Origin of the sequence: Pseudomonas sp. Teo4 (assembly GCF_034387475.1) — a bacterium.
Taxonomy (GTDB): Bacteria; Pseudomonadota; Gammaproteobacteria; order Pseudomonadales; family Pseudomonadaceae; genus Aquipseudomonas.
The window spans coordinates 481,639-503,573 of record NZ_JAXCIL010000001.1; the positions used below are offsets into that span (position 1 = coordinate 481,639).

Below are 21,935 nucleotides of genomic sequence, written 5' to 3' on the forward strand. Positions count from 1 at the left end.
GCCGCTCGTCTATAAGATTCGCCGCACTTGTCGGGTACGACCTAGCACGGGCTGGCAAGGTCGGGCAGAATGAGTGGTTTGATAACTCGTTCGGTTAGGCCGAATGCTTATGCGCCCGTAGCTCAGCTGGATAGAGCATCCGCCTTCTAAGCGGATGGTCGCAGGTTCGAGTCCTGCCGGGTGCGCCATTAGGCTGCTTGGGCAAGCAAGTAAGGCTGTATAGCAATATGGTGGGCGTAGCTCAGTTGGTAGAGCGCTGGATTGTGATTCCAGTTGTCGTGGGTTCGATTCCCATCGTCCACCCCATATTCTTCAGAGGCGCCTTGATTGCATGATCTGGCGCCTTTGTTTTAAGCGTTACGCGGACGTGGTGAAATTGGTAGACACACTGGATTTAGGTTCCAGCGGCGCAAGCTGTAAGAGTTCGAGTCTCTTCGTCCGCACCATGCTTCTGTAAGACCTGCTTTTATAAAGCTGCAACGTAGTACTGCAACACCGCAATATGGTGGGCGTAGCTCAGTTGGTAGAGCGCTGGATTGTGATTCCAGTTGTCGTGGGTTCGATTCCCATCGTCCACCCCATATTCTGTGAAGGCGCCTTGATCGAATGGTCGGGCGCCTTTATGTTATGTGCTGTATGCGGACGTGGTGAAATTGGTAGACACACTGGATTTAGGTTCCAGCGGCGCAAGCTGTAAGAGTTCGAGTCTCTTCGTCCGCACCATCTGAAATGAAAAAGCAGCCTGAATGGCTGCTTTTTTCGTTTTCGAGGGGTGCCTGGTCAAGAGGGGTGTGCCTGAGCCGGGTTGATCTCGGGCACCAGTCGAATTTCAACACGCTGGCCCAATGCTCGCGCTGCGCTCGCCAGGGTCGCCAAGGTCATTCCAGGGTCGTTCTGGTCCAGGGCTCTGTTCAACGCGCTGCGGCTGGTATGCATGCGTTCCGCCAGGGCTTTCTTGGTAACTTTCTGGGCTTTCATGGCCTCTGCGATTTGCCAGGCAATCACTCGCTTCAGGGCGGCGGCGCAGACTTCTTCCGCAAGCCCCTGTTCGGCAAGGAACTCCTCGAAGTCAGAGCCGATTTGTGGGTTCATCGTGTGTTCCTCTCAAGGGTTGCCTTGCGCTGTCGAGCTGTTTCCAGGTCGGGCGTTGGTGTTTTCTGGCTTTTCTTGATGAAGCCGTGGAGCAGGATCATTCTGTCGTCGGTTACGGTAAATAATATTCGTGCTGTCGCGTCAATCAGATTGGCTCTGATTTCCCATAAGCCTTTCTCGAGTTTCCTGACGATGGGCATGCCAATCGGCCAGCCGATCTGCACAGTCCTGATCTCGATGCCGATTGCTCGCTTTTGGTCTCTTGGTAAGTTGGTGAGCCAGTCGCGAACGGGTTCGTTGCCGGCTTCTGTGCGAAAAAAGCAGGCGTTTAGTGTCATTGATGCCTCGCTATCGAAGTGTACCAAAAATGGTTCACCATTCAAGCGGGCTGCCCTAGGGGCGGAATAGTGGCGGGTTCTTTGGGGCGGGTGGGATCAGGCTGGGTGATTTGTCGGATTGGTCTGATGAGTGCTTGATAGTCTCAATTACGATGCAAATCACCGGTGCAGGTGCCAATCGATTGCCGGTGTCCTTGCAATCCACTGGTGGTGCCCCAATAAAAGCTGATAGATTTCAGTTGGTTGGAATAACGGCTCCAGCGACAGGCCAGAGGAAGTGCCCAATGATTGCAAAAGAAGCCCGTCAGGCCCTTGCGCTACAGCGCTTCGCTGAAGCCAATCCACAGCTGCTCGAAGAGATCCGTGATCTGGATGCGCGCGAGCAGGCCCAGCAGATCGAGTGGGCGTTCGAGGATGCCGCCGACGAGCAGGGCATCCAGCCCTGGGAGTTGGCGCTGCAACTGATCGCCGAAAGCCCGGAGCAACTGCAGGCCATGCGCCTGGAGACCCATCGCGAGGTGGCCGAGGCGCTGGGTATGGAGTGGGAAGAATACTGTCAGTTCAACGAAATCGACCCCGAATGAGGCGTTGTTCTTGAGCTGGTAGTTGTTTGACAAGGTATTTCGGTTGCGTGCCGTCCAAAGTGTTACGCAGCCTTCATATAAAGAGGGGTTCGGCGGTGCGCCGTGCGGGCCTTGCAAGTTAATCGACCGGCGTGGTTTCCCGTCGTCCCGGGTGGGGTGACTTCTGGTGCGTGACTCACTAGAATGCTTGCCCTTGATTCTGGAGTCGGGCTATCGCCGGCTAACGTCTGTGCAACGAGGAATATCCATGCAAGTTTCTGTTGAAAACACTTCCGCTCTCGAGCGCCGCATGACCATCGCCGTTCCGGCCGAGCGCGTCGAGAACGAAGTCAACAAGCGTCTGCAGCAGACTGCCAAGCGCGCCAAAGTCGCCGGCTTCCGCCCGGGCAAAGTGCCGATGAGCGTGATCCGCCAGCGTTTCGAGGGCGACGCCCGTCAGGAAGTCTTCGGTGACCTGGTTCAGGCTTCCTTCTACGAAGCCGTTGTCGAGCAGAAGCTGAACCCGGCTGGCGCTCCGTCCGTTGAGCCGAAGTCCTTCGAAAAGGGCAAGGACCTGGAATTCGTCGCTATCTTCGAAGTCTTCCCAGAGTTCACCGTTGCCGGCCTGGAGTCGATCAACATCGAGCGCCTGAGCGCCGAAGTGGCTGACGCCGATCTGGACAACATGCTGGAAGTACTGCGCAAGCAGAACGTCCGCTTCGAAGCCGTCGAGCGCGCTGCCGAGAAAGACGACCAGGTCAACATCGACTTCGTCGGCAAGATCGACGGTGAAGCCTTCGCCGGTGGTTCGGCCAAAGGCACCCAGCTGGTGCTGGGCTCGGGTCGCATGATCCCAGGTTTCGAAGATGGCCTGGTTGGCGCCAAAGCTGGTGAAGAGCGCGTTGTCAACGTGACCTTCCCAGAGGACTACCAGAACCTGGACCTGGCTGGCAAAGCCGCCGAGTTCACCATCACCGTCAACAGCGTTTCGGCTCCTCAGCTGCCAGAACTGAACGAAGAGTTCTTCGCCCAGTTCGGCATCAAGGAATCGACCCTGGAAGGCTTCCGCGCCGAAGTTCGCAAGAACATGGAGCGTGAACTGCGTCAGGCGATCAAGAGCAAGGTCAAGAACCAGGTAATGGACGGTCTGCTGGCCGCCAACCCGATCGAAGTGCCGAAAGCCCTGCTGGAAAACGAAGTCAACCGTCTGCGCGTCCAGGCTGTTCAGCAGTTCGGTGGCAACATCAAGCCTGAGCAACTGCCGGCCGAGCTGTTCGAAGAACAAGCCAAGCGCCGCGTCGTTCTGGGTCTGATCGTCGCTGAAGTGGTCAAGCAGTTCGAGCTGAAGCCGGACGATGCCAAGGTTCGCGAGATGATCGAAGAAATGGCTTCGGCTTACCAAGAGCCTGAGCAGGTCATCGCCTGGTACTACAAAAACGACCAGCAACTGAACGAAGTTCGTTCGGTTGTGCTGGAAGAACAAGTTGTAGATACTGTTCTGCAGAAAGCGACTGTGACCGACAAGTCGGTCTCGTACGAAGAAGCAGTAAAACCAGCACAGGCTCCAGCCGCTGAGTAATACGTTTCTCTCGTAGGAAACCCCCACAAGCCAGCCTTCGCGCTGGCTTGTGCGTATTCAAGCCATGACTATTTGGGAGTGAGCGCAGGACATGTCCCGCAATTCTTATATTCAGCAGAGCTCTGACATCCAGGCCGCAGGCGGTCTGGTCCCGATGGTTATCGAGCAGTCCGCCCGTGGCGAACGTGCCTACGACATTTACTCGCGCCTGTTGAAGGAGCGTGTGATCTTCCTGGTTGGCCCTGTAGAGGACTACATGGCGAACCTGGTCGTGGCACAACTGCTGTTCCTTGAAGCGGAAAACCCGGACAAGGATATCCATCTGTACATCAACTCCCCGGGCGGCTCGGTAACGGCTGGCATGTCGATCTACGACACCATGCAGTTCATCAAGCCGGACGTCTCGACCATCTGCATCGGCCAGGCCTGCAGCATGGGCGCCTTCCTGTTGGCTGCCGGTGCCAAGGGCAAGCGTCACTGCCTGCCGAACTCGCGTGTGATGATCCACCAGCCGCTGGGCGGCTTCCAGGGTCAGGCCACCGATATCGAGATCCACGCCCAGGAAATCCTCAACATCAAGGCGCGCCTGAACGAGCTGTTGGCCTACCACACTGGCCAGGAGCTGGAGACCATCAAGCGCGACACCGAGCGTGACAACTTCATGAGCGCCTCGCGCGCGGCCGAGTACGGCCTGATCGACTCGGTCTACGACAAGCGGCAACTGGCCTCCTGACCCCAGGTGCCAGAGCAGGTAGGTGCCGAAAGCGCCTACCTGCGGACTTGAAAAAGCCCGCAATTGCCTTCATCTTGTGTTGCAAGCCTACCGGATTGGATCGATCGAATGACTGACACCCGTAACGGCGAGGACAGCGGCAAATTGCTCTATTGCTCCTTCTGCGGCAAAAGCCAGCACGAAGTGCGCAAATTGATTGCCGGGCCCTCGGTATTTATCTGCGACGAGTGCGTCGACCTGTGCAATGACATCATCCGAGAGGAGGTGCAGGAAGCCCAGGCCGAGAGCAGCGCGCACAAATTGCCTTCGCCGAAAGAAATCAGCGGCATCCTGGATCAGTACGTGATTGGTCAGGAGCGCGCCAAGAAGGTGCTGTCCGTAGCGGTGTACAACCACTACAAGCGCCTGAACCAACGTGACAAGAAGGGTGACGAGGTCGAACTCGGCAAGAGCAACATCCTGCTCATCGGGCCGACCGGCTCGGGCAAGACCCTGCTCGCCGAAACCCTGGCACGTCTGTTGAACGTACCGTTCACCATTGCTGACGCCACGACCCTGACCGAAGCCGGTTATGTGGGCGAGGACGTCGAGAACATCATTCAGAAACTGTTGCAAAAGTGCGACTACGACGTGGAAAAGGCCCAGATGGGCATTGTCTACATCGACGAAATCGACAAGATTTCGCGTAAGTCGGACAACCCGTCCATCACCCGCGACGTGTCGGGCGAGGGCGTGCAGCAGGCGCTGTTGAAGCTTATCGAAGGCACCGTTGCCTCCGTACCGCCGCAAGGGGGGCGCAAGCACCCGCAACAGGAGTTCCTGCAGGTTGATACCCGCAATATCCTGTTCATTTGCGGTGGCGCCTTCTCGGGCCTGGAAAAGGTCATTCAGAACCGCTCCACCAAAGGTGGCATCGGTTTTGGCGCAGAAGTGCGCAGCAAGGAAGAAGGCAAGAAGGTCGGCGAGTCGCTGCGTGAGGTCGAACCGGACGATCTGGTGAAGTTCGGCCTGATCCCGGAGTTCGTTGGCCGTCTGCCGGTACTGGCGACCCTCGACGAGCTCGACGAGGCTGCACTGATGCAGATCCTCACCGAGCCGAAGAACGCCCTCACCAAGCAGTATGCCAAGCTGTTCGAGATGGAAAGCGTGGACCTCGAGTTCCGCAGCGACGCCCTCAAGGCCGTCGCCCGCAAGGCCCTGGAGCGCAAGACTGGCGCCCGTGGCCTGCGTTCGATCCTCGAAGGCGTGCTGCTCGACACCATGTACGAGATCCCTTCGCAGAAGGATGTCAGCAAGGTGGTGATCGACGAGAGCGTCATCGAAGGCACTTCGCAGCCGCTGCTGATCTACGAAAACAGCGAGCCGCAAGCCAAGGCCGCACCTGACGTCTGAGTCGGGTGATGGCAACAAGCACGAAGGGGCCTACGGGCCCCTTTCTGCTTTTCCTGTTCCAGCGCTTGTAATTTGCCAAGCCTGCCCCCACATTAGGTCCAAGCATAATTTCCACCGGTTTCCGGCCATAAGGCCGCTGTAGAGGCGAAATCATGAAGACCACCCTCGACTTGCCTCTTTTGCCATTGCGCGATGTCGTTGTTTACCCGCACATGGTTATCCCGCTGTTCGTGGGGCGCGAAAAATCCATCGAAGCCCTCGAGGCCGCGATGACGGGCGAAAAGCAGATTCTCCTGCTTGCCCAGAAGAATCCGGCCGACGATGATCCAGGCGAAGACGCCCTGTATCGCGTGGGTACCGTTGCCACCGTGCTGCAACTGCTGAAACTGCCTGATGGCACCGTGAAGGTGCTGGTCGAGGGCGAGCAACGTGGCTCGGTCGAGCGCTTCACCGAAGTAGAAGGGCACATCCGTGCCGAAGTTTCCCTGATCGACGAAGTCGACGCCGCCGAGCGCGAGTCGGAAGTCTTCGTGCGCACTTTGCTGTCGCAGTTCGAGCAGTACGTACAGTTGGGCAAGAAAGTGCCTGCTGAAGTGCTGTCGTCGCTCAACAGCATCGAAGAGCCTGGTCGCCTGGTCGACACCATGGCCGCGCACATGGCCCTGAAAATCGAACAGAAGCAGGAAATCCTCGAGATCGTCGACCTGCCGACCCGTGTCGAGCATGTGTTGGCCCTGCTGGACGCTGAAATCGACCTGCTGCAGGTGGAAAAACGCATCCGTGGCCGCGTCAAGAAGCAGATGGAGCGCAGCCAGCGCGAGTACTACCTGAATGAGCAGATGAAGGCCATTCAGAAGGAGCTCGGCGACGGTGATGAAGGCCACAACGAAGTCGAAGAGCTGAAAAAGCGCATCGAAGCCGCTGGCCTGCCCAAAGATGCCCTGGCCAAGGCCCAGGCGGAGCTGAACAAGCTCAAGCAGATGTCGCCGATGTCGGCCGAGGCCACCGTGGTACGTTCCTACCTCGACTGGCTGGTACAGGTGCCGTGGAAGGCTCAGAGCAAGGTTCGCCTGGACCTGGCCAAGGCCGAGGAAATCCTCGACGCCGACCACTATGGCCTGGAAGAGGTCAAGGAACGCATTCTCGAATACCTCGCCGTTCAAAAACGCGTGAAGAAAATCCGCGGCCCGGTGCTGTGCCTGGTCGGCCCACCTGGTGTCGGCAAGACCTCCCTGGCCGAGTCGATCGCCGCTGCCACCAACCGCAAATTTGTACGCATGGCGCTGGGTGGCGTGCGTGACGAGGCCGAGATCCGTGGTCACCGTCGCACCTACATCGGTTCGATGCCGGGCCGTCTGATCCAGAAAATGACCAAGGTGGGTGTGCGCAACCCGCTGTTCCTGCTTGACGAAATCGACAAGATGGGCAGCGACATGCGTGGCGACCCGGCTTCGGCGCTGCTGGAAGTGCTGGACCCCGAGCAGAACCACAACTTCAACGATCACTACCTGGAAGTCGACTACGACCTCTCGGACGTGATGTTCCTCTGCACCTCGAACTCGATGAACATTCCGCCGGCGCTGCTCGACCGCATGGAAGTCATCCGCCTGCCGGGCTACACCGAGGACGAGAAGATCAACATCGCGGTCAAGTACCTGACGCCCAAGCAGGTCAAGGCCAACGGTTTGAAGAAGGAAGAGCTTGAGATCGACGTCTCGGCCATCCGCGACATCATCCGTTACTACACCCGCGAAGCCGGTGTGCGTGGCCTTGAGCGGCAGATCGCCAAGGTGTGCCGCAAGGTGGTCAAGGAGCACACCGGGCAGAAGCAGGTCAAGGTGAAGGTCACCAGCGAGCAGCTCGAGCACCTGTTGGGCGTGCGCAAGTTCCGCTACGGCCTGGCCGAGCAGCAGGACCAGATCGGTCAAGTCACAGGCCTGGCCTGGACCCAGGTGGGCGGCGAGTTGCTGACCATCGAGTCGGTTGTCATTCCAGGTAAAGGCCAGTTGATCAAGACCGGCTCGCTGGGCGACGTCATGGTCGAATCGATCACCGCCGCGCAAACCGTGGTCCGTAGCCGCGCTCGCAGCCTGGGCATCGCCGCTGACTTCCACGAGAAGCACGACGTGCACATCCACATGCCAGAGGGGGCCACGCCGAAGGACGGGCCGAGCGCGGGTATCGGCATGTGCACCGCGCTGGTCTCGGCTCTGACCCAGATTCCGGTGCGCGCCGACGTGGCCATGACCGGGGAAATTACCCTGCGCGGCCAAGTGCTGGCCATCGGTGGTTTGAAGGAAAAACTGCTGGCAGCACACCGCGGTGGGATCAAGACGGTGATCATTCCCGAGGAAAATGTTCGCGATCTGAAGGAGATTCCGGAAAATATCAAACAGGATCTTCAGATCAAACCGGTCAAATGGATTGACGAAGTCCTGCAAATTGCGCTGCAATACGCCCCGGAGCCCTTGCCAGATGTGGCTCCGGAGATTGTCGCGAAAGATGAAAAGCGCGACGGCGATGCTAAGGAAAGAATCAGCACGCACTAGTAGTTTTTGGCTGGGGGGCTTTCCTTGACAGTTTTTTCGGGGCCTTGCTATAAAGCGGCACGCTATTGTCAACAAGCCACCCAGTGCACGTTTCATAAGCTTTTCATTACATACTTAGAAACAAACTCAATAGAGAAATAAGGGGACTTAGAGTGAACAAGTCGGAACTGATTGACGCTATCGCCGCATCTGCTGACATCCCGAAAGCTGTAGCCGGCCGTGCGCTGGACGCAGTCATCGAATCCGTCACCGGCGCCCTGAAGCAAGGTGACGATGTGGTACTGGTTGGCTTCGGTACCTTCTCGGTCAAGGAGCGCGCTGAGCGCACCGGCCGCAACCCGCAAACCGGCAAGGCCATCAAGATCGCTGCCGCCAAGGTTCCAGGCTTCAAGGCTGGTAAAGGCCTGAAAGACGCCGTCAACTAAGTCGTCTCTTTCAGCCGGTCCTGGCTTGGCCAGGTCCGACCGCGTGGCGGTGGGCGCAAACGTTCCCGCCGAGCACGCCCGCTTTGAGAAGGCGCATCCACCGGATGCGCCTTTCTTCTATCAGGATTCTACCCACGCTCCGCGGTTGTCGACGCAGTGGTACAACCGTTTCTGGGGGACGCATGCTGCAAAATATCAGGGACAATTCACAAGGTTGGATTGCCAAGACCATCATCGGCCTTATCGTCGTGCTGATGGCGTTGACCGGGTTCGAGGCCATTTTCCAGGCCGCCACCCATTCGCAGGACGCCGCCAAGGTGAACGGCCAGACCATCAGCCAGAACGAGCTGAGCCAGGCCGCCGACATGCAGCGTCGTCAGCTCATGCAACAGCTGGGCAAGGATTTCGACCCCGCTCTGCTGGACGACAAGATGCTGCGCGAAGCCGCGCTGAAAGGGCTGATCGATCGCAAACTGCTGCTGCAGGGTGCTGAGGACGCCAAGTTCGCCTTCTCCGAGGCAGCGCTGGACCAGGTTATTCTGCAAACACCGGAATTCCAGGTCGACGGCAAGTTCAGTGCCGACCGTTTCGACCAGGTCATCCGCCAGATGGGCTACGGCCGCATGCAATTCCGCGACATGCTCGCCGAAGAAATGCTCATCGGCCAGCTGCGCACCGGCCTTGCCGGTAGCAGCTTCGTCACCGACAAGCAGGTGGATGCCTTCGCCCGTCTGGAAAACCAGACCCGTGACTTCGCCTCCCTGACCTTCAAGGCCAACCCGGCTGCGGTCAAGGTCAGCGACGAAGAGGTCAAGGCGCATTATGACGAGCACGCCAAGGAATTCATGTCTCCAGACCAAGTGGTCATCGACTACATCGAGCTGAAGAAGTCGGCGTACTTCGATCAGGTCAAGGTCACCGACGACGAGCTCAAGGCGCAGTACGAAAAAGAAATCGCCAACCTGGCCGAGCAGCGCCATGCCGCGCACATTCTGATCGAAGTCAACGACAAGGTCAGCGATGCCCAGGCCAAGGCCCGTGCCGAAGAAGTCGAGCAACGTCTGGCCAAGGGCGAAGACTTCGCCGCGCTGGCGAAGGAGTTCTCCCAGGATCCAGGTTCTGCCAACAACGGCGGTGACCTCGGTTTCGCAGGCCCAGGTGTCTATGACCCCGCCTTCGAGGACGCGCTGTACAAGCTCAAGGACGGCCAGGTATCGGCTCCGGTACGCACCGAGTTCGGCTATCACCTGATCAAGCTGCTGGGCGTGCAAGCGCCGGAAGTGCCAAGCTTCGCCAGCCTGAAGGACAAGTTGACCCGTGACCTGAAGCTGCCGCTGGTCGAGCAGCGTTACGTCGATGCCGCCAAACAGCTGCAGGATGCTTCCTACGAGGCTTCCGACCTGGTCCAGCCGGCCCAGGACCTGAACCTGAAGGTACAGACTTCGGCGCCGTTCGGTCGTGAAGGCGGCCAGGGCATCACCGCCAACCGTGCGGTGGTCCAGGCGGCATTCTCCGAGGAAGTGCTGGAAGAAGCTGCCAACAGCACCGCCATCGAGCTCGACCCGGAAACCACCGTGGTGCTGCGCGTCAAGGAGCACCGCAAGCCGGAGCAACTGCCGTTGGAGGCCGTGGCCAAGAACATCAGCGAGCACCTGGCCAAAGAGAAGGCCACTGCCGAGCTCAAGGCCAAGGCGGACAAGCTGATTGCCGGCCTGCGTGATGGCTCCATCGCCGCAGGTGCTGCATACGAAGGGCAGGGCTGGACTTCGCACGAAGCCGTGACCCGTGGCCAGGACGGTATCGACCCGGCCGAGCTGCAGGCGCTGTTCCGTCTGGGCAAGCCGCAGGCCAAGGACAAACCGGTGTTCGGCAGTGTAGTGCTGAACGACGGCAGCCTGGTTGTGCTGCAGCTCAAGGGCGTGAATGAAGGTGCTGCCGCCAGCGATGAAGAGAAGCTGCAGATCCGCCGCTACCTCGCTTCGCGTGCCGGTCAGCAAGACTTTGCGGCCTACCGCAAGCAGCTGGAAGCCAATGCGGACATCACTCGTTACTGAGTGGTGGATGCACAATGAAACAGGCCGCGTAATGCGGCCTGTTTCGTTTCTGTTGCCCGTGCCGGCCTCTTCGCGGGTAAACCCGCTCCCACAGGAGCCGTGAACGCCTATGCGGCCCCTGTGGGAGCGGGTTTACCCGCGAAGAGGCCGGGTCGGACCACCCAAGGCCTAGCGTTTCTCCCCTTCGTAGTTATCCAGCGTATCCCGCGCAATTTCCCGCCCCAGCGCAATCAGCTCAGGCGCCTTGTAAAACTCGAAGAACCGGCACACCCGCTTGGGTACGTTGATGAGTACGTCGGGTGGGTAGCCCGCGATCTTGTACTGCGCCAACGAGGTCTGCATCACCTCGAAGCTCTGGTTGATCAGGTCGAGCAGCGAGGCAGGCCCGACGTTGTCGATGATGAAAGAGCCTGTGGCCGACTTGGGTGCTCCCTCGCGCTCCGGCGCCGCCGCAGGTTGCTGGGCCTCGGGGTCGGCTGCGTCGGCAAGCCATGGGTTGGGTGGCGCCAGCCCCTCGGAGACGATCTCCTGCTCAATGCGAATCAGCTCTTCGGCAGGTTTGCGTCGGAACGGCAGGCGTGACCCGAGCGAGCTGAGCAGCGAGTCGAAGCGCATCTTGAACGCCGCAGGGCGCTCGATGACCGGCAACTGGTACTGCTTCTGGTTGGTGGCGTTGAGGTTGACCGCGATGATCAGGTCGCAGTGGCTGGACACCACCGGCACGATCGGCAGCGGGTTGAGAATGCCGCCGTCGACCAGCATGCGGTTGCCTTGCATCACCGGTGTGAACAGGCTGGGAATGGCCGCCGAAGCGCGCATGGCCTGGTGCAGGCAGCCTTCCTGGAACCATATCTCCTGCTGGTTGGTGAGGTCGGCTGCCACAGCCGTGTAGGGGATGCGCAACTGTTCGATGTTGATCTCGCCGACGATCTTGCGGATCTGGCCAAACACCTTGTCGCCACGAATGGCGCCGAGGCGGAAGCTGACGTCCACCAGCCGCAGCACATCCAGGTAATCGAGGCTTTCAATCCAGTTTCGGTACTCGTTGAGCTTGCCGGCGGCGTAGATGCCGCCAATCACCGCGCCCATGGAGCAGCCCGCGATACAGGCGATGTCATAGCCGCGCCGTTCGATTTCCTCGATCACGCCAATGTGGGCGTACCCCCGAGCACCACCCGATCCCAACACCACTGCCACACGTTTGCTCATGATCGTCCCCCGGCTTGTGCAACCATTGTCCAACAATGCACGCTTTGCTGCCTGTGCTTCAATGTAGACCGCGCTGGACTACTCTAAGCAAGGCATGTCGAGCAGGGCACTTTTCAGCAGACCGTGCGTCGAACAGCCACACTTTTTTTCTTTTGAGGTAACACTGATGAAAGCCTGGATCTGCCTTCCTCTGATTGCCCTGGCCCTTGCTGGCTGTGCGGGCAAGACGGCCTACCGTGACAGCTGCGCAACCCAGCTGGATGCCGCCTGGAAGGAGCTTGACCTGGCCAAGGCCGAAGGCTTTGCCGGTACCGTGAGTTACTCCAAGGCACTGTCGCTGTTGACCGGGGCCAAGACCCAGCAACAGTTCGAGGGCTTCGAAGGCTGCACGCGCAAAGCCGAGAAGGCACGCTTCTATATCCGTGAGTCGCGCGCCGGGCGCTGACCGAGGAGCGTCATATGTCCACCAGCATGCTCGATCATGTCGTTGCCCAGATACTGACCTTGCAGGTGCGACTGTTGGCGTGTCGCGAGCGCCTGGCTGCCGATACCGACAGCGAGGCGCTGCACGACCTGCGCATCAGCCTGCGGCGCTTGCGCAGCCTGCTACGGCCTTTGCGCGGGTTACCAGGCGCGGAGCAGTTGGAGGATGCCGCAAAATCCCTGGGCACCCTGACCACGCCTTTGCGGGACCGCGAGGTGCTGGCGGCGGAGCTGATTCGGCGTGGCCTCGTCGAACCGGGGCAGCGGCGCCTGGAAGGGCGGGGCAGAACCTTTGCAAGTGTGGCGGCCAGCCCGCAGCTGAGCCGTGTGCTGGCCATTCTCGATGCATTTCCCTTGTTCCTGCGCGCTGCTGATCGCGAAGGGTTGGCCAAGTCGCTGGACAGGCGCATCGACAAGCGCCTGATCAAGCAGTGGCGTGAATTACGCGATGCGCTGGAAGACCCTGCCCATGATCGGCATCGTCTGCGCTTGTTGATCAAGCGGACTCGTTACGGCGATGAAGCCTATCCACAACTCGAGCATGCGGGAAAAAAGCTCCAGCGTTTGCTGAAACGGGCGCAGGGCGACCTGGGTGGCTGGCACGACCGGCTGCAGTGGTTGCTGCAGGCGCGCGACCATGCAGACCTTGCCCCGTGCAAGGAGGCCTGGGAGCGGGAGCTGCACGAGGCCGAGCGCCAGTCCGATGTCACCCTCGATGCCCTGCAGGCGGCGTTGAAGCGCAGATAGCCCTGCAATTGACCGAAATGCGGGCTGTTGGCGCGCAGTAGGGCCGTTAGTATGGCCTGACATGCCTGCCCAGGAGCCTTGCCCCGTGAATTTCAATGAGTTGCTCGACGCCGTACGGGCGAACCCTGAATCCGTCTGCATCCCGCCCGAGTGGGCTCAGGGCCGCGCGGCGTTCGGCGGCCTGATGGCGGCCATGGTGTTCGAGACCATGCGTTCGAAACTGTCTGACAACCGCCCGGTGCGTTCGCTGGCCATCAGCTTCGTCGCTCCGGCTGCCCCCGATGTTCCGATTCGTTTCGAGGCTGAGGTGCTGCGCGAGGGTAAGGCGGTCAGCACGCTGTTGGGCCGTGCCGTGCAGGGCGGCCAGGTCGTCACGCTGATACAAGGCAATTTCGGCGCCGGTCGTCCTTCGGTGGTCGACGTGCCAGCACTGCCTGCGACGCCGATGAAGGCGCTCGAAGAGTCTGCACCGGAGCTGCCCTACATCAAGGGCATCACCCCGGAGTTCATGCGCCATGTGGCCCTGCGCTGGGCAGTTGGCGGCCTGCCGTTCAGCGGCAACACATCGCGGCAGATGGGGGGATGGGTGCGCTTGCGTGATGTTGTGCAGGAGCAGGTCAATGAAGCCCATCTGCTGGCCCTGGTCGATGCCTGGCCGCCGAGCTTGATGCCCTTCCTCAAGCAGCCGGCAGCTGGCAGTACCCTGACCTGGACCATCGAGTTCATCCAGCCGACACCGACGCTGTCGACCCTGGACTGGTGCCGCTATTGCGTCGAAACCGAACACGCCCGCGATGGCTACGGACACGCAGCGGCCGCACTGTGGACGGCCGAGGGTGAGTTGCTGGCCCTGAGTCGGCAGACGGTGACGGTGTTCATGTAGGAAGCTGCCCAGCCCTGCCTTGTGTTGCCTGTACCGGCCTCATCGGCGGCAAGCCGGCTCCCACAGGTACCGAGCAAACATTCGGATCTTCAGCAAGACAGTTGCCCCACAGGTACTTCAGTCGCGGTCCATGTGGGAGCCGGCTTGCCGGCGATGCGGGCTGCGCGGTGCATGGCACTGGCTACAGGCTCCCTGTTGAGTCAATGAGCTGCGGCGATGGAGCCTCAACGCTGATGCTTGTGTCGCTCGCGCCACGCGCGCCACCAGGCACCGCTCAGGACAAAACGCGGAAAGGTGACGAACTGTTCGGTCAGCAGCCGTTGCACGGCGTCCTTGCGGTTGGCAAAGGGTTCCGGTTGCTCGGCTTCCAGACGATGGCCCTGACGCTGCATGCCCAGGCCTGCGATGAGGGCGATGACACCCACCGCGATCTGGCCAAGGTCCAGCGCGAAAATGCCTGACAGCACCAGCAGCGCGCCCAGAATGAACAGCGGCACAGCAATCAGGTGCAACACCAGATTGGTCGGGTGGCGGTGGTTGTGGTGGTAGCCGCGCCATTGCCAGGCGGGCAGGTTGGGCAGACGTTTGCTCATGGGCATTTCCTCTCGGTCATGCCCAAAGCTTAGTGCGGCGCCCGAACAGCGGCCAATCGAGGCTGGCTATGGTGACTATAGCTTGAGCTGGCCAATGGCCTTGTTCAATTCCCCGGCCAGGGTGGCCAGTTCGTTGCTGGTGGTGGCCGAGCCGACAGTCTGCTGCACGGTCTCTTCGGTGACGTCGCGAATGCTCACCACTGCCCGGTTCATCTCTTCGGCCACCTGGCTTTGCTGTTCGGCGGCCACGGCAATCTGGGTATTGCTCTCTCGCATCTGCGCCACGGCACCGGTGATCTCGGCCAGGGCTTCGCCAGCTTCCTGGGCCTGCTTGACGCAATCGTCCGCCTTGTACGAGCTCTCTTGCATGAACTCGACCGCATCGCGGGTGCCGGACTGTAACGCGGCCACCATGGTGGTGATTTCGTCGGTGGAGGTCTGCACGCGCTTGGCCAGGTTGCGCACTTCGTCGGCAACCACGGCAAAGCCACGGCCCAGGTCGCCCGCGCGGGCGGCTTCGATGGCGGCGTTGAGCGCCAGCAGGTTGGTCTGCTCGGCGATGCTGTGAATCACGTTGACCACACCGTTGATCTTCTGGCTGTCCTCGGCCAGCTGGCGGATCATTTCGGCGGTCTGCTGCACGCCGCTGGACAGCCCGGAGATCGAATCCTGGACCCGGCTCACCACCTCCTTGCCACTGCCGGCCAGCGAGTCGGCGGTCTGCGATAGGTCGCGGGTGGCCCCGGCGTGCTGGGCAATGTGATGCACGGTCGCCGACATTTCGTTGATGGCGGTGGCGGCCTGGTCGGTCTCGCTCTGTTGGCCGAGCATGCCGTGGCGCACCTCGTTCATGCTCGCCGCCAGGCGAGCGGCACCGGAGTCCAGTTGCGCAGCGGTGCGCGCCACGGTGCTGACCACGCGGTGGTAGGTGGTCTGCATGGCGTTGAAGGCACCGGCCATCTGGCCCACTTCATCGCCACACGCCAGCGGTACCCGCGCCGACAGGTCGCCGGTTTTTTCCACGTGCAGCATCACGTCCTTGAGGGTGTTGAGCTGGCTCAGCAGGAAGCGGATCAGCAGTTGCGAGGCGCAGAGCATGGCCAGCATCAGGATCAGTACGCACACCGCATAGTTGCTGAATCGGTCGAAGAACACTTGGCGCAAGCTAGGCGATGGGGCCAACACCGCGACCTGCTGGTCGCCGTGGCGCAGTACCTGGGCACCGCGCAGCGGGTTGTCGCCAAGGATCCAGGCGGCGGGTAACGCGACCCAGCCCTGGGCATCGCCCAGGCCGTCCACGGTTTCGCCAGCGTAAGTCGGCGTCTGGCCGGGTTGCCAGGTAATCACATTGGCTTGCAGGGGGAGGGCCTGCCCGGCCGGCCAGGCGGCCAGCAGCTCTGCCTGGGCGGCGGCCTGGGCCTGGGCCGCTTCGGCCCGGGCCCGTTGCTCCAGGTGCACGGCATACAGCACCAGCAGCAAGGTCGTGACGAAGGCCACCGCGTTGACGGCCCAGAACTTGTACTTCAGCGAAACATTGCTAATCCAGGCACCCATGGGCAGGTCTTCTCTGAGTTGAGCGGGAACATTGTTGGCAAGGTGCCATCATTGTGCCCAGGCAAGCCAGCGCCTGTCTTGATGTGTGTCAACTGAGCCTGAAGAAGGCCTGCGCGGCTGCCGTTGTGTGGGCGGCGGTGTGCTCGATGGATTCGCCGCGATGCAGCGCCACTTCGCGCAGCACCTCGGGCAGGAACGCCGGTTCGTTGCGCCCGTTCTTGGGCTTGGGCCGCAGGCTGCGCGGCAGCAGGTAAGGGGCATCGCTCTCCAGCATCAGGCGGCCTTCGGGAATGTTGCCGACCAGCGGGTGCAGGTGGGTGCCGCGGCGCTCGTCGCAGATCCAGCCGGTGATGCCGATATGCAGGTCCAGGTCCAGGTAGCTGAACAACGCCTCGCGTTCGCCGGTGAAACAGTGCACCACGGCGGCGGGCAGGTGGTCGCGGTAGTCCTTGAGCACCGCCAGCAAGCGTTCGCTGGCATCGCGCTCATGCAGGAACACGGGTAGACGCAATTCGGCGGCCAGCGCCAGCTGGGCTTCCAGGGCTTTTTCCTGCAGTGGGCGAGGGGAGAAGTCGCGGTTGAAGTCCAGCCCGCATTCGCCAACCGCGCGTACCCGCGCTTCACTCAATAGCTGACGCAACTGGCGCTCGCTGCCGGCATCCCAGGACTTTGCATCGTGCGGGTGCACGCCTGCGGTGGTGAACAGGTGCCTGCCGTCCGCATCGAGTTGCTGGCACAGCTCCAGGGCCTGCTCGCTGACTTCAAGGCTGGTGCCTGTCAGAACCATCTGCAGCACACCGGCTTCGATGGCGCGCTCGACGATGGCTGCCTGTTGATCATGGAAGCTACTGTTGGTCAGGTTGACGCCGATATCGATCAGTTGCATGGTGCTACCTCGTGCCGCGGGGCGGCCAGCATAGCAAAAAGCGCGATATACGGAAAAAAGCCAAGAACTTCAGGCTGTTGCCGTGGTCTTCTGCCGTCGTTTATCACGAGCTGCCAGTGCCTCATGGATGCCGCCTACCGACCTCGGACACGTTTTCGCATGCTGCGATACCTGCTGACTTTCCTGCTGACGCTTGGGCTGATCACCGCCGGCCAGGCCCAGACGCGCCTGCCTGGCCCCCAGCAGAGCGTGCCGACCGGCCATGCCCGTGACCTTGAGCAAGTTCGCGCCAGCAAGGTGCTGCGGGTGCTGGTCAACCAGAGCCGCAACAGCTCGGGTGAGATCAAGGGTGAGCCGGTGGGCCTGGAGTACTATCGCTTGCGTGCGCTCGAGCATTACCTCAACGCCCGCGCTGGCGATGGGCAGCAGGTTCAGCTCAAGCTGATTCCCAGGGCCAAGGAACAACTGTTGGGTGCGCTACAGCGTGGCGAGGGTGACTTGGCTGCGCCCGGCGAATTGCTCGACCCCTCCGTGGTAGGCGGTGTCGGCAGCAGTGCACCGGTGCTGGACCAGGTGCCGCTATTGCTGGTGGGGCGCAAGGGCGAGCGCAGTTTCAGTCGTGTCGAGCAGTTGTCCGGGCGTACCGTGGCACTGACCAGCGCCAGCGCCGCCGGCCCGGTGATCGAGCAGATCAACCAGCAGTTGGCGTTGCGCAAGCGCCCGCCCATCAAGGTGGAGTGGGTCGATTCGACCCTGGCGATCGAAGATGTGCTGGAGATGGTCCAGGCCGGCATCTATCACCTGACCATGGTGGAACGGCCCATTGCCCAGCGCTGGGCCAGGGTAATGCCGCGCCTTCGCCTCGACACTCGTGTGCAACTGGGGCAACCACAGGCCATACGTTGGTATGTACGACGCGATGCGCCGCAGTTGCTGGCGAGCGTCGACCGCTTCCTGCAAGGCTACCGTGCACCGGATAACCAGGACGCGGCGTTCGAGCGGATCTACCGCCGCCAGTACCGTGTGCACGACCCGCTGGCGACAAAGGACCGCCAGCGCCTTGCCTCGCTGCGCCCGGTATTGCAGAAGCATGGCGAGGCCCAGCAGATCGACTGGCTGAACCTGGCAGCCCTGGCGTTCAAGGAGTCCACCCTGAACCCGAGTGCCCGCGGCAGTGGAGGGGCCCATGGGCTGATGCAGATCACACCCTCGGCAGCCCAGCGGGTGGGGGTCAGCAATACCGCCACGGTCGATGGCAACGTCCAGGCCAGTGCCCGCTACCTGGCGCTGATTCGCCGCAAGTTCTTTGCCAGTGCCCAGATCAACGAGCGCGAACGCATGGCCTTCGTGCTGGCGGCCTACAACCTTGGCCCGGAGCGTGTTCAGGCCATGCGCGCCGAGGCACGGCGCCGGGGGCTCAACGGTAACCAGTGGTTCTTTCAGACCGAACGCATCGCCATGGAGCAGGTGGGTATGGGGCCGGTCAATTTCGTCAACAGCGTCAACAAGTACTTCCTGGCGTTCAACCGCCAACGTGCGGTGCTGGAGCGGGTGGCAAAGCGCTGATAGATCAATTTTGTCGATAGTAACCAGCGTTATTTTGCGATTTTACTATTCGTTAATTTGATTAAGATGGCGCCCATACCAACACACACCTCTTACTCAAGGAAGTCTCGAAATGAACAACACTACCCTCAACGCCCTGTTCTCCACCCGCGCCGGCGCCGGTCTGAGCGTCATCCGCATCCTGGTGGGCATCATCTTCATGGCCCACGGTGCGCAGAAATTGTTCGGCCTGTTCGGCGGCTACGGCCTGGAAGGCACCGGTCAATGGATGGAAAGCATCGGCCTGGCGCCGGGCTACCTGATGGCCCTGCTCTCGGGCAGTGCCGAGTTCTTCGGCGGCCTGGCCCTGGTGATCGGCCTGCTGGCCCGCCCTGCAGCCCTGGCGCTGACCGTGACGCTGATCGTGGCGATCTTCTCGGTGCACATCGGCAACGGCCTGTTCATGTCCAACAACGGCTACGAGTTCGCCCTGGCGCTGCTGGCCGGTACCGTGGCGGTGCTGATCGAAGGTGCGGGCCGCTTCTCCCTGGACCGTCTGATCGCCCGCTGAACCAGGTTTGCGGCAAGCTGCGATGAAGGTCTACTTGCAGCTTGCCGCTTCTCGCTCTAGGATACCGCCTGCGCCGATTTAAACAGCTACTTGCGGGGCGCGGGAGAAGCCCCCCTCCGGGTCATCCGAAATACCGCTAAAGCGCTGGTTCGGTGACGCCTCCCACCGCTGCCCAGCGGGATTCGCGAGGCGGAGAGATGCTCCATGAGTTGTCCACGTACCAGTGTCTGCTTGACCCCATTGCCTGCCAGCCAGGCGTCCCGCACCCCGCGCATTCTGCTCGGCGGCCAGCATCAGCCCACACTTTTGCGTCACCTCGAAGGCTTGTCGCGTCGCAAAGGCCAGGCCCGTGCATTTCTCATCCAGTTCGCTGAAACCTGCTGTGACCTCGAACAGTACGGCAACGACCGTTTCGACCTCGCGGTGATCCAGGCGCCAGCCGCCCAGGATGCCGGTGAAGTCATCGGCCATCTCACCCGCATCGCTCGCCAAGGCCTGATCACCCGGCGCTGACAGGCGCGTTCAGGCGGTTGTTCGATTGCTGTATGCTTGGCCCCGGACTGTTCGTTGATCAGACGTTGTCGGGGGTCAAAGTTGCCTACAAACATCATCACTCGCCATGGCTTCGAGTCCCTTAAAGGCGAACTCGACCATCTTTGGCGCGTGTATCGGCCGGAAATCACCCAGAAGGTAACTTGGGCAGCTTCGCTGGGTGACAGAAGCGAGAACGCCGATTACCAGTACAACAAAAAGCTCCTTCGTGAAATCGACCGCCGGGTACGCTACCTGCGCAAGCGCCTGGAAGATGTGAAGGTGGTCGACTATGCGCCAGAGCAGGAAGGGCGGGTGTTCTTCGGTGCGTGGGTCGAGGTGGAGGATGTCGAGGGCGAGACCAAGGCGTTTCGCATCGTCGGCTACGATGAAATCTACGACCGCAAGGATTACATCTCCATCGATTCGCCGATGGCCAGGGCGCTGCTGAAAAAGTCCGAAGGCGATGAAGTGGTCGTCGCGACGCCTGGTGGCGACGCTATCTGGTATATCACCAAGATTTCCTACGGCAACCCTTGAGGTGAACCCGCTACAGCCAGTAGCGGCCGTCGTTCGTCGAGCAGCCCTCGAGTCGTTCTCCGCCGACATCCCGCGCACTGTTGATCAGCAGACAGTTGATCAGCAGCGGTGTGGTGATACATGCACTTCTGCTGTTGGGTTGCATATATAACTTATTGAAAATAAACAAATATTTTATTGGCATGAATCGTGTTGATAGAGCTTCGAAGGGCACCGGGTAATGGTGCCAAGCCTATCGAGCAGGAGTCACCATGCCACGTGAAATTCGTTTGAACGCCTTCGAGATGAACTGTGTCGGGCACCAGTCCCCTGGACTGTGGCGCCACCCCAAGGACCGCGCCTGGCAGTACAAGGACCTGGAGTACTGGACCGACCTGGCCAAGCTGCTGGAACGTGGCAAGTTCGATGGCATCTTCATTGCCGATGTGATCGGCATCTACGATGTGTTCGGCGGCAATGGCGATGCCGCCATCCGCCAGGCCACTCAGGTTCCAGTCAACGACCCGCTGGCGCTGATCACCCCGATGGCGCTGGTCACCGAGCACCTGGGGTTCGGCCTTACGGCCTCGCTGACCTTCGAGCATCCCTACCCATTCGCCCGCCGCCTGTCGACCCTGGACCACCTGACCAAGGGCCGGATCGGCTGGAACATCGTCACCTCGTACCTCGACAGCGGTGCCCGCAACCTCGGGCAGAAGGCGTTGAGTGACCATGACGCGCGCTACGACTTCGCCGACGAGTACCTTGAAGTGCTGTACAAGCTGTTCGAAGGCAGCTGGGAGGAGGGTGCAGTAGTGCGTGACCGCGCCACCGGCCTGTTCAGCGACCCACGCAAAGTCCACGAGATCCGCCACCACGGCAAGCACTTCCAGGTGCCGGGCATCCACCTCTGCGAGCCGTCGCCGCAGCGTACTCCGGTGCTCTACCAGGCCGGTGCTTCTAGCCGTGGCAAGGACTTCGCCGCTGGGCACGCCGAATGCGTATTCGTCGCCGCACCGTCCAAGGCCATTCTGAAAAAGACCGTGGCCGACATCCGTCGTCGCGCCGCCGAGGCCGGACGCGACCCGCGCAAGGTGCTGATCTTCAACCTGCAGACAGTGATCGTCGACGAAACCGACGCCAAGGCCCAGGCCAAGTGGCAGGAGCTCAAGTCCTACACCAGCTACGAAGGTGCGCTGGCGCTGATTTCCGGCTGGACCGGCATCGACTTCAGCCAGTACCAGCCCGACCAGGTGCTCAAGCACATTCATACCAACGCCATTCAGTCGGCGGTCGAGACGTTCTCCACGGCCGACCCGAACAAGCAATGGACGGTGCAGGAATTGGCCGACTGGGTCGGTATCGGTGGTTTCGGCCCGCTGATCGTCGGCAGTGCACAAACGGTGGCGGATGAGTTGCAGGCCTGGGTCGAGGAAACCGATGTCGACGGTTTCAACCTGGCCTATGCCCTGGCCCATGAAACCTTCCACGACGTGGTCGAATTGCTGGTGCCTGAACTGCAGCAGCGCGGTGCCTACAAGACCGAATACCGCCCAGGTACGCTTCGCGAGAAGTTGTTCGGCGAAGGCCCGCGACTGCCCGCAAGCCACCCCGCTGCCGGCTACCGTGACCTCAGTCGTCTGGCTGAGCAGCCCCGCATCGTCGAGCCGGCCTGAGCCGCCTGAGTGT

At 61.0% G+C, this 21,935-nt stretch carries 21 protein-coding genes and 5 tRNA genes; 20 read left to right on the forward strand and 6 right to left on the reverse strand.

Annotated features, from left to right (window positions below; genetic code table 11):
• Window positions 1-111 precede the first annotated feature (111 nt).
• From PspTeo4_RS02415 to PspTeo4_RS02435, 5 genes are all read left to right on the forward strand, one after another.
• Window positions 112-188: transfer RNA gene (locus PspTeo4_RS02415), tRNA-Arg, on the forward strand.
• A 42-nt stretch (window positions 189-230) separates the two neighbouring features.
• Window positions 231-306, forward strand: a tRNA-His gene (locus tag PspTeo4_RS02420).
• Between the two features lie 55 nt (window positions 307-361).
• Window positions 362-446: transfer RNA gene (locus PspTeo4_RS02425), tRNA-Leu, on the forward strand.
• Window positions 447-505: 59 nt separating this feature from the next.
• Window positions 506-581 (forward strand) — tRNA-His (locus tag PspTeo4_RS02430).
• Between the two features lie 57 nt (window positions 582-638).
• Window positions 639-723 (forward strand) — tRNA-Leu (locus PspTeo4_RS02435).
• A gap of 57 nt (window positions 724-780) precedes the next feature.
• Here PspTeo4_RS02435 and PspTeo4_RS02440 read toward each other — a convergent pair.
• A complete protein-coding gene (locus PspTeo4_RS02440) occupies window positions 781-1,092 on the reverse strand; it encodes an XRE family transcriptional regulator (RefSeq protein ID WP_322362129.1) in 312 nt (103 codons plus the stop codon).
• Window positions 1,089-1,430 carry a type II toxin-antitoxin system RelE/ParE family toxin gene (locus tag PspTeo4_RS02445; protein WP_322364786.1) on the reverse strand — a complete coding sequence of 114 codons (342 nt, stop codon included), beginning with the start codon at window positions 1,428-1,430 and terminating at the stop codon, window positions 1,089-1,091. The genes PspTeo4_RS02440 and PspTeo4_RS02445 overlap by 4 nt, the downstream gene beginning before the upstream one ends.
• Window positions 1,431-1,714: 284 nt before the next feature.
• On the opposite strand from PspTeo4_RS02445, the gene PspTeo4_RS02450 reads away from it, so the two are divergent.
• The 7 genes from PspTeo4_RS02450 to PspTeo4_RS02480 all read left to right on the forward strand — a co-directional run bounded on the left by PspTeo4_RS02450 (window position 1,715) and on the right by PspTeo4_RS02480 (window position 10,725).
• A complete protein-coding gene (locus PspTeo4_RS02450) occupies window positions 1,715-2,014 on the forward strand; it encodes a DUF6388 family protein (RefSeq protein WP_322362130.1) in 300 nt (99 codons plus the stop codon).
• Window positions 2,015-2,261: 247 nt separating this feature from the next.
• Window positions 2,262-3,572 carry a trigger factor gene (tig, locus tag PspTeo4_RS02455; protein WP_322362131.1) on the forward strand — a complete coding sequence of 437 codons (1,311 nt, stop codon included), beginning with the start codon at window positions 2,262-2,264 and terminating at the stop codon, window positions 3,570-3,572.
• 91 nt (window positions 3,573-3,663) lie between these two features.
• Window positions 3,664-4,305, forward strand: coding sequence for an ATP-dependent Clp endopeptidase proteolytic subunit ClpP (gene clpP / locus PspTeo4_RS02460; RefSeq protein WP_003250240.1), 642 nt, complete (start codon window positions 3,664-3,666; stop codon window positions 4,303-4,305).
• A gap of 108 nt (window positions 4,306-4,413) precedes the next feature.
• Window positions 4,414-5,697 (forward strand): ATP-dependent Clp protease ATP-binding subunit ClpX, encoded by a 1,284-nt coding sequence (gene clpX / locus PspTeo4_RS02465; RefSeq protein ID WP_322362132.1) that lies wholly within the window; start codon window positions 4,414-4,416, stop codon window positions 5,695-5,697.
• Window positions 5,698-5,849: 152 nt separating this feature from the next.
• Window positions 5,850-8,246: an endopeptidase La gene (lon, locus tag PspTeo4_RS02470; protein ID WP_322362133.1), complete on the forward strand. Its 2,397-nt coding sequence runs from the start codon at window positions 5,850-5,852 to the stop codon at window positions 8,244-8,246.
• A gap of 152 nt (window positions 8,247-8,398) precedes the next feature.
• Window positions 8,399-8,671 (forward strand): nucleoid-associated protein HU-beta, encoded by a 273-nt coding sequence (hupB, locus tag PspTeo4_RS02475; RefSeq protein WP_011533117.1) that lies wholly within the window; start codon window positions 8,399-8,401, stop codon window positions 8,669-8,671.
• Between the two features lie 182 nt (window positions 8,672-8,853).
• On the forward strand, window positions 8,854-10,725 hold the full coding sequence (locus PspTeo4_RS02480; RefSeq protein WP_322362134.1) for a SurA N-terminal domain-containing protein: 1,872 nt from the start codon (window positions 8,854-8,856) through the stop codon (window positions 10,723-10,725).
• Between the two features lie 168 nt (window positions 10,726-10,893).
• On the opposite strand, the gene PspTeo4_RS02485 is transcribed toward PspTeo4_RS02480, so the two are convergent.
• The gene (locus PspTeo4_RS02485) at window positions 10,894-11,934 is read right to left on the reverse strand and encodes a patatin-like phospholipase family protein (protein ID WP_322362135.1); all 1,041 of its coding nucleotides are present in this window, start codon (window positions 11,932-11,934) and stop codon (window positions 10,894-10,896) included.
• Between the two features lie 166 nt (window positions 11,935-12,100).
• Here PspTeo4_RS02485 and PspTeo4_RS02490 point away from each other — a divergent pair, with 166 nt between their 5' ends.
• The 3 genes from PspTeo4_RS02490 (at window position 12,101) to PspTeo4_RS02500 (ending at window position 14,047) form a co-directional block, all read left to right on the forward strand.
• A complete protein-coding gene (locus tag PspTeo4_RS02490) occupies window positions 12,101-12,379 on the forward strand; it encodes a hypothetical protein (RefSeq protein WP_023379639.1) in 279 nt (92 codons plus the stop codon).
• Window positions 12,380-12,393: 14 nt separating this feature from the next.
• Window positions 12,394-13,164: a CHAD domain-containing protein gene (locus PspTeo4_RS02495; RefSeq protein ID WP_322362136.1), complete on the forward strand. Its 771-nt coding sequence runs from the start codon at window positions 12,394-12,396 to the stop codon at window positions 13,162-13,164.
• 85 nt (window positions 13,165-13,249) lie between these two features.
• Window positions 13,250-14,047, forward strand: a complete 798-nt coding sequence (locus tag PspTeo4_RS02500; protein WP_322362137.1) for a thioesterase family protein — start codon at window positions 13,250-13,252, stop codon at window positions 14,045-14,047.
• Between the two features lie 224 nt (window positions 14,048-14,271).
• On the opposite strand, the gene PspTeo4_RS02505 is transcribed toward PspTeo4_RS02500, so the two are convergent.
• From PspTeo4_RS02505 to PspTeo4_RS02515, 3 genes are all read right to left on the reverse strand, one after another.
• The gene (locus PspTeo4_RS02505; protein ID WP_322362138.1) at window positions 14,272-14,640 is read right to left on the reverse strand and encodes an Mpo1-like protein; all 369 of its coding nucleotides are present in this window, start codon (window positions 14,638-14,640) and stop codon (window positions 14,272-14,274) included.
• 75 nt (window positions 14,641-14,715) lie between these two features.
• Window positions 14,716-16,194: a methyl-accepting chemotaxis protein gene (locus tag PspTeo4_RS02510; protein WP_322362139.1), complete on the reverse strand. Its 1,479-nt coding sequence runs from the start codon at window positions 16,192-16,194 to the stop codon at window positions 14,716-14,718.
• 88 nt (window positions 16,195-16,282) lie between these two features.
• Window positions 16,283-17,080 (reverse strand): TatD family hydrolase, encoded by a 798-nt coding sequence (locus tag PspTeo4_RS02515; protein WP_322362141.1) that lies wholly within the window; start codon window positions 17,078-17,080, stop codon window positions 16,283-16,285.
• Window positions 17,081-17,239: 159 nt separating this feature from the next.
• On the opposite strand from PspTeo4_RS02515, the gene PspTeo4_RS02520 reads away from it, so the two are divergent.
• The 5 genes from PspTeo4_RS02520 (at window position 17,240) to PspTeo4_RS02540 (ending at window position 21,922) form a co-directional block, all read left to right on the forward strand.
• The gene (locus PspTeo4_RS02520; protein WP_322362142.1) at window positions 17,240-18,646 is read left to right on the forward strand and encodes a transglycosylase SLT domain-containing protein; all 1,407 of its coding nucleotides are present in this window, start codon (window positions 17,240-17,242) and stop codon (window positions 18,644-18,646) included.
• 112 nt (window positions 18,647-18,758) lie between these two features.
• Entirely contained in the window at window positions 18,759-19,196 is a 438-nt protein-coding gene (locus PspTeo4_RS02525) for a DoxX family protein (RefSeq protein ID WP_322362144.1), read from the forward strand.
• Window positions 19,197-19,400: 204 nt separating this feature from the next.
• Complete coding sequence (locus PspTeo4_RS02530; RefSeq protein WP_322362145.1) at window positions 19,401-19,709, forward strand: hypothetical protein; 309 nt, start codon at window positions 19,401-19,403, stop codon at window positions 19,707-19,709.
• An 81-nt stretch (window positions 19,710-19,790) separates the two neighbouring features.
• The gene (gene greB / locus PspTeo4_RS02535; RefSeq protein ID WP_322362146.1) at window positions 19,791-20,267 is read left to right on the forward strand and encodes a transcription elongation factor GreB; all 477 of its coding nucleotides are present in this window, start codon (window positions 19,791-19,793) and stop codon (window positions 20,265-20,267) included.
• A 251-nt stretch (window positions 20,268-20,518) separates the two neighbouring features.
• Complete coding sequence (locus PspTeo4_RS02540) at window positions 20,519-21,922, forward strand: LLM class flavin-dependent oxidoreductase (protein ID WP_322362147.1); 1,404 nt, start codon at window positions 20,519-20,521, stop codon at window positions 21,920-21,922.
• The last annotated feature ends 13 nt before the right edge of the window (window positions 21,923-21,935 follow it).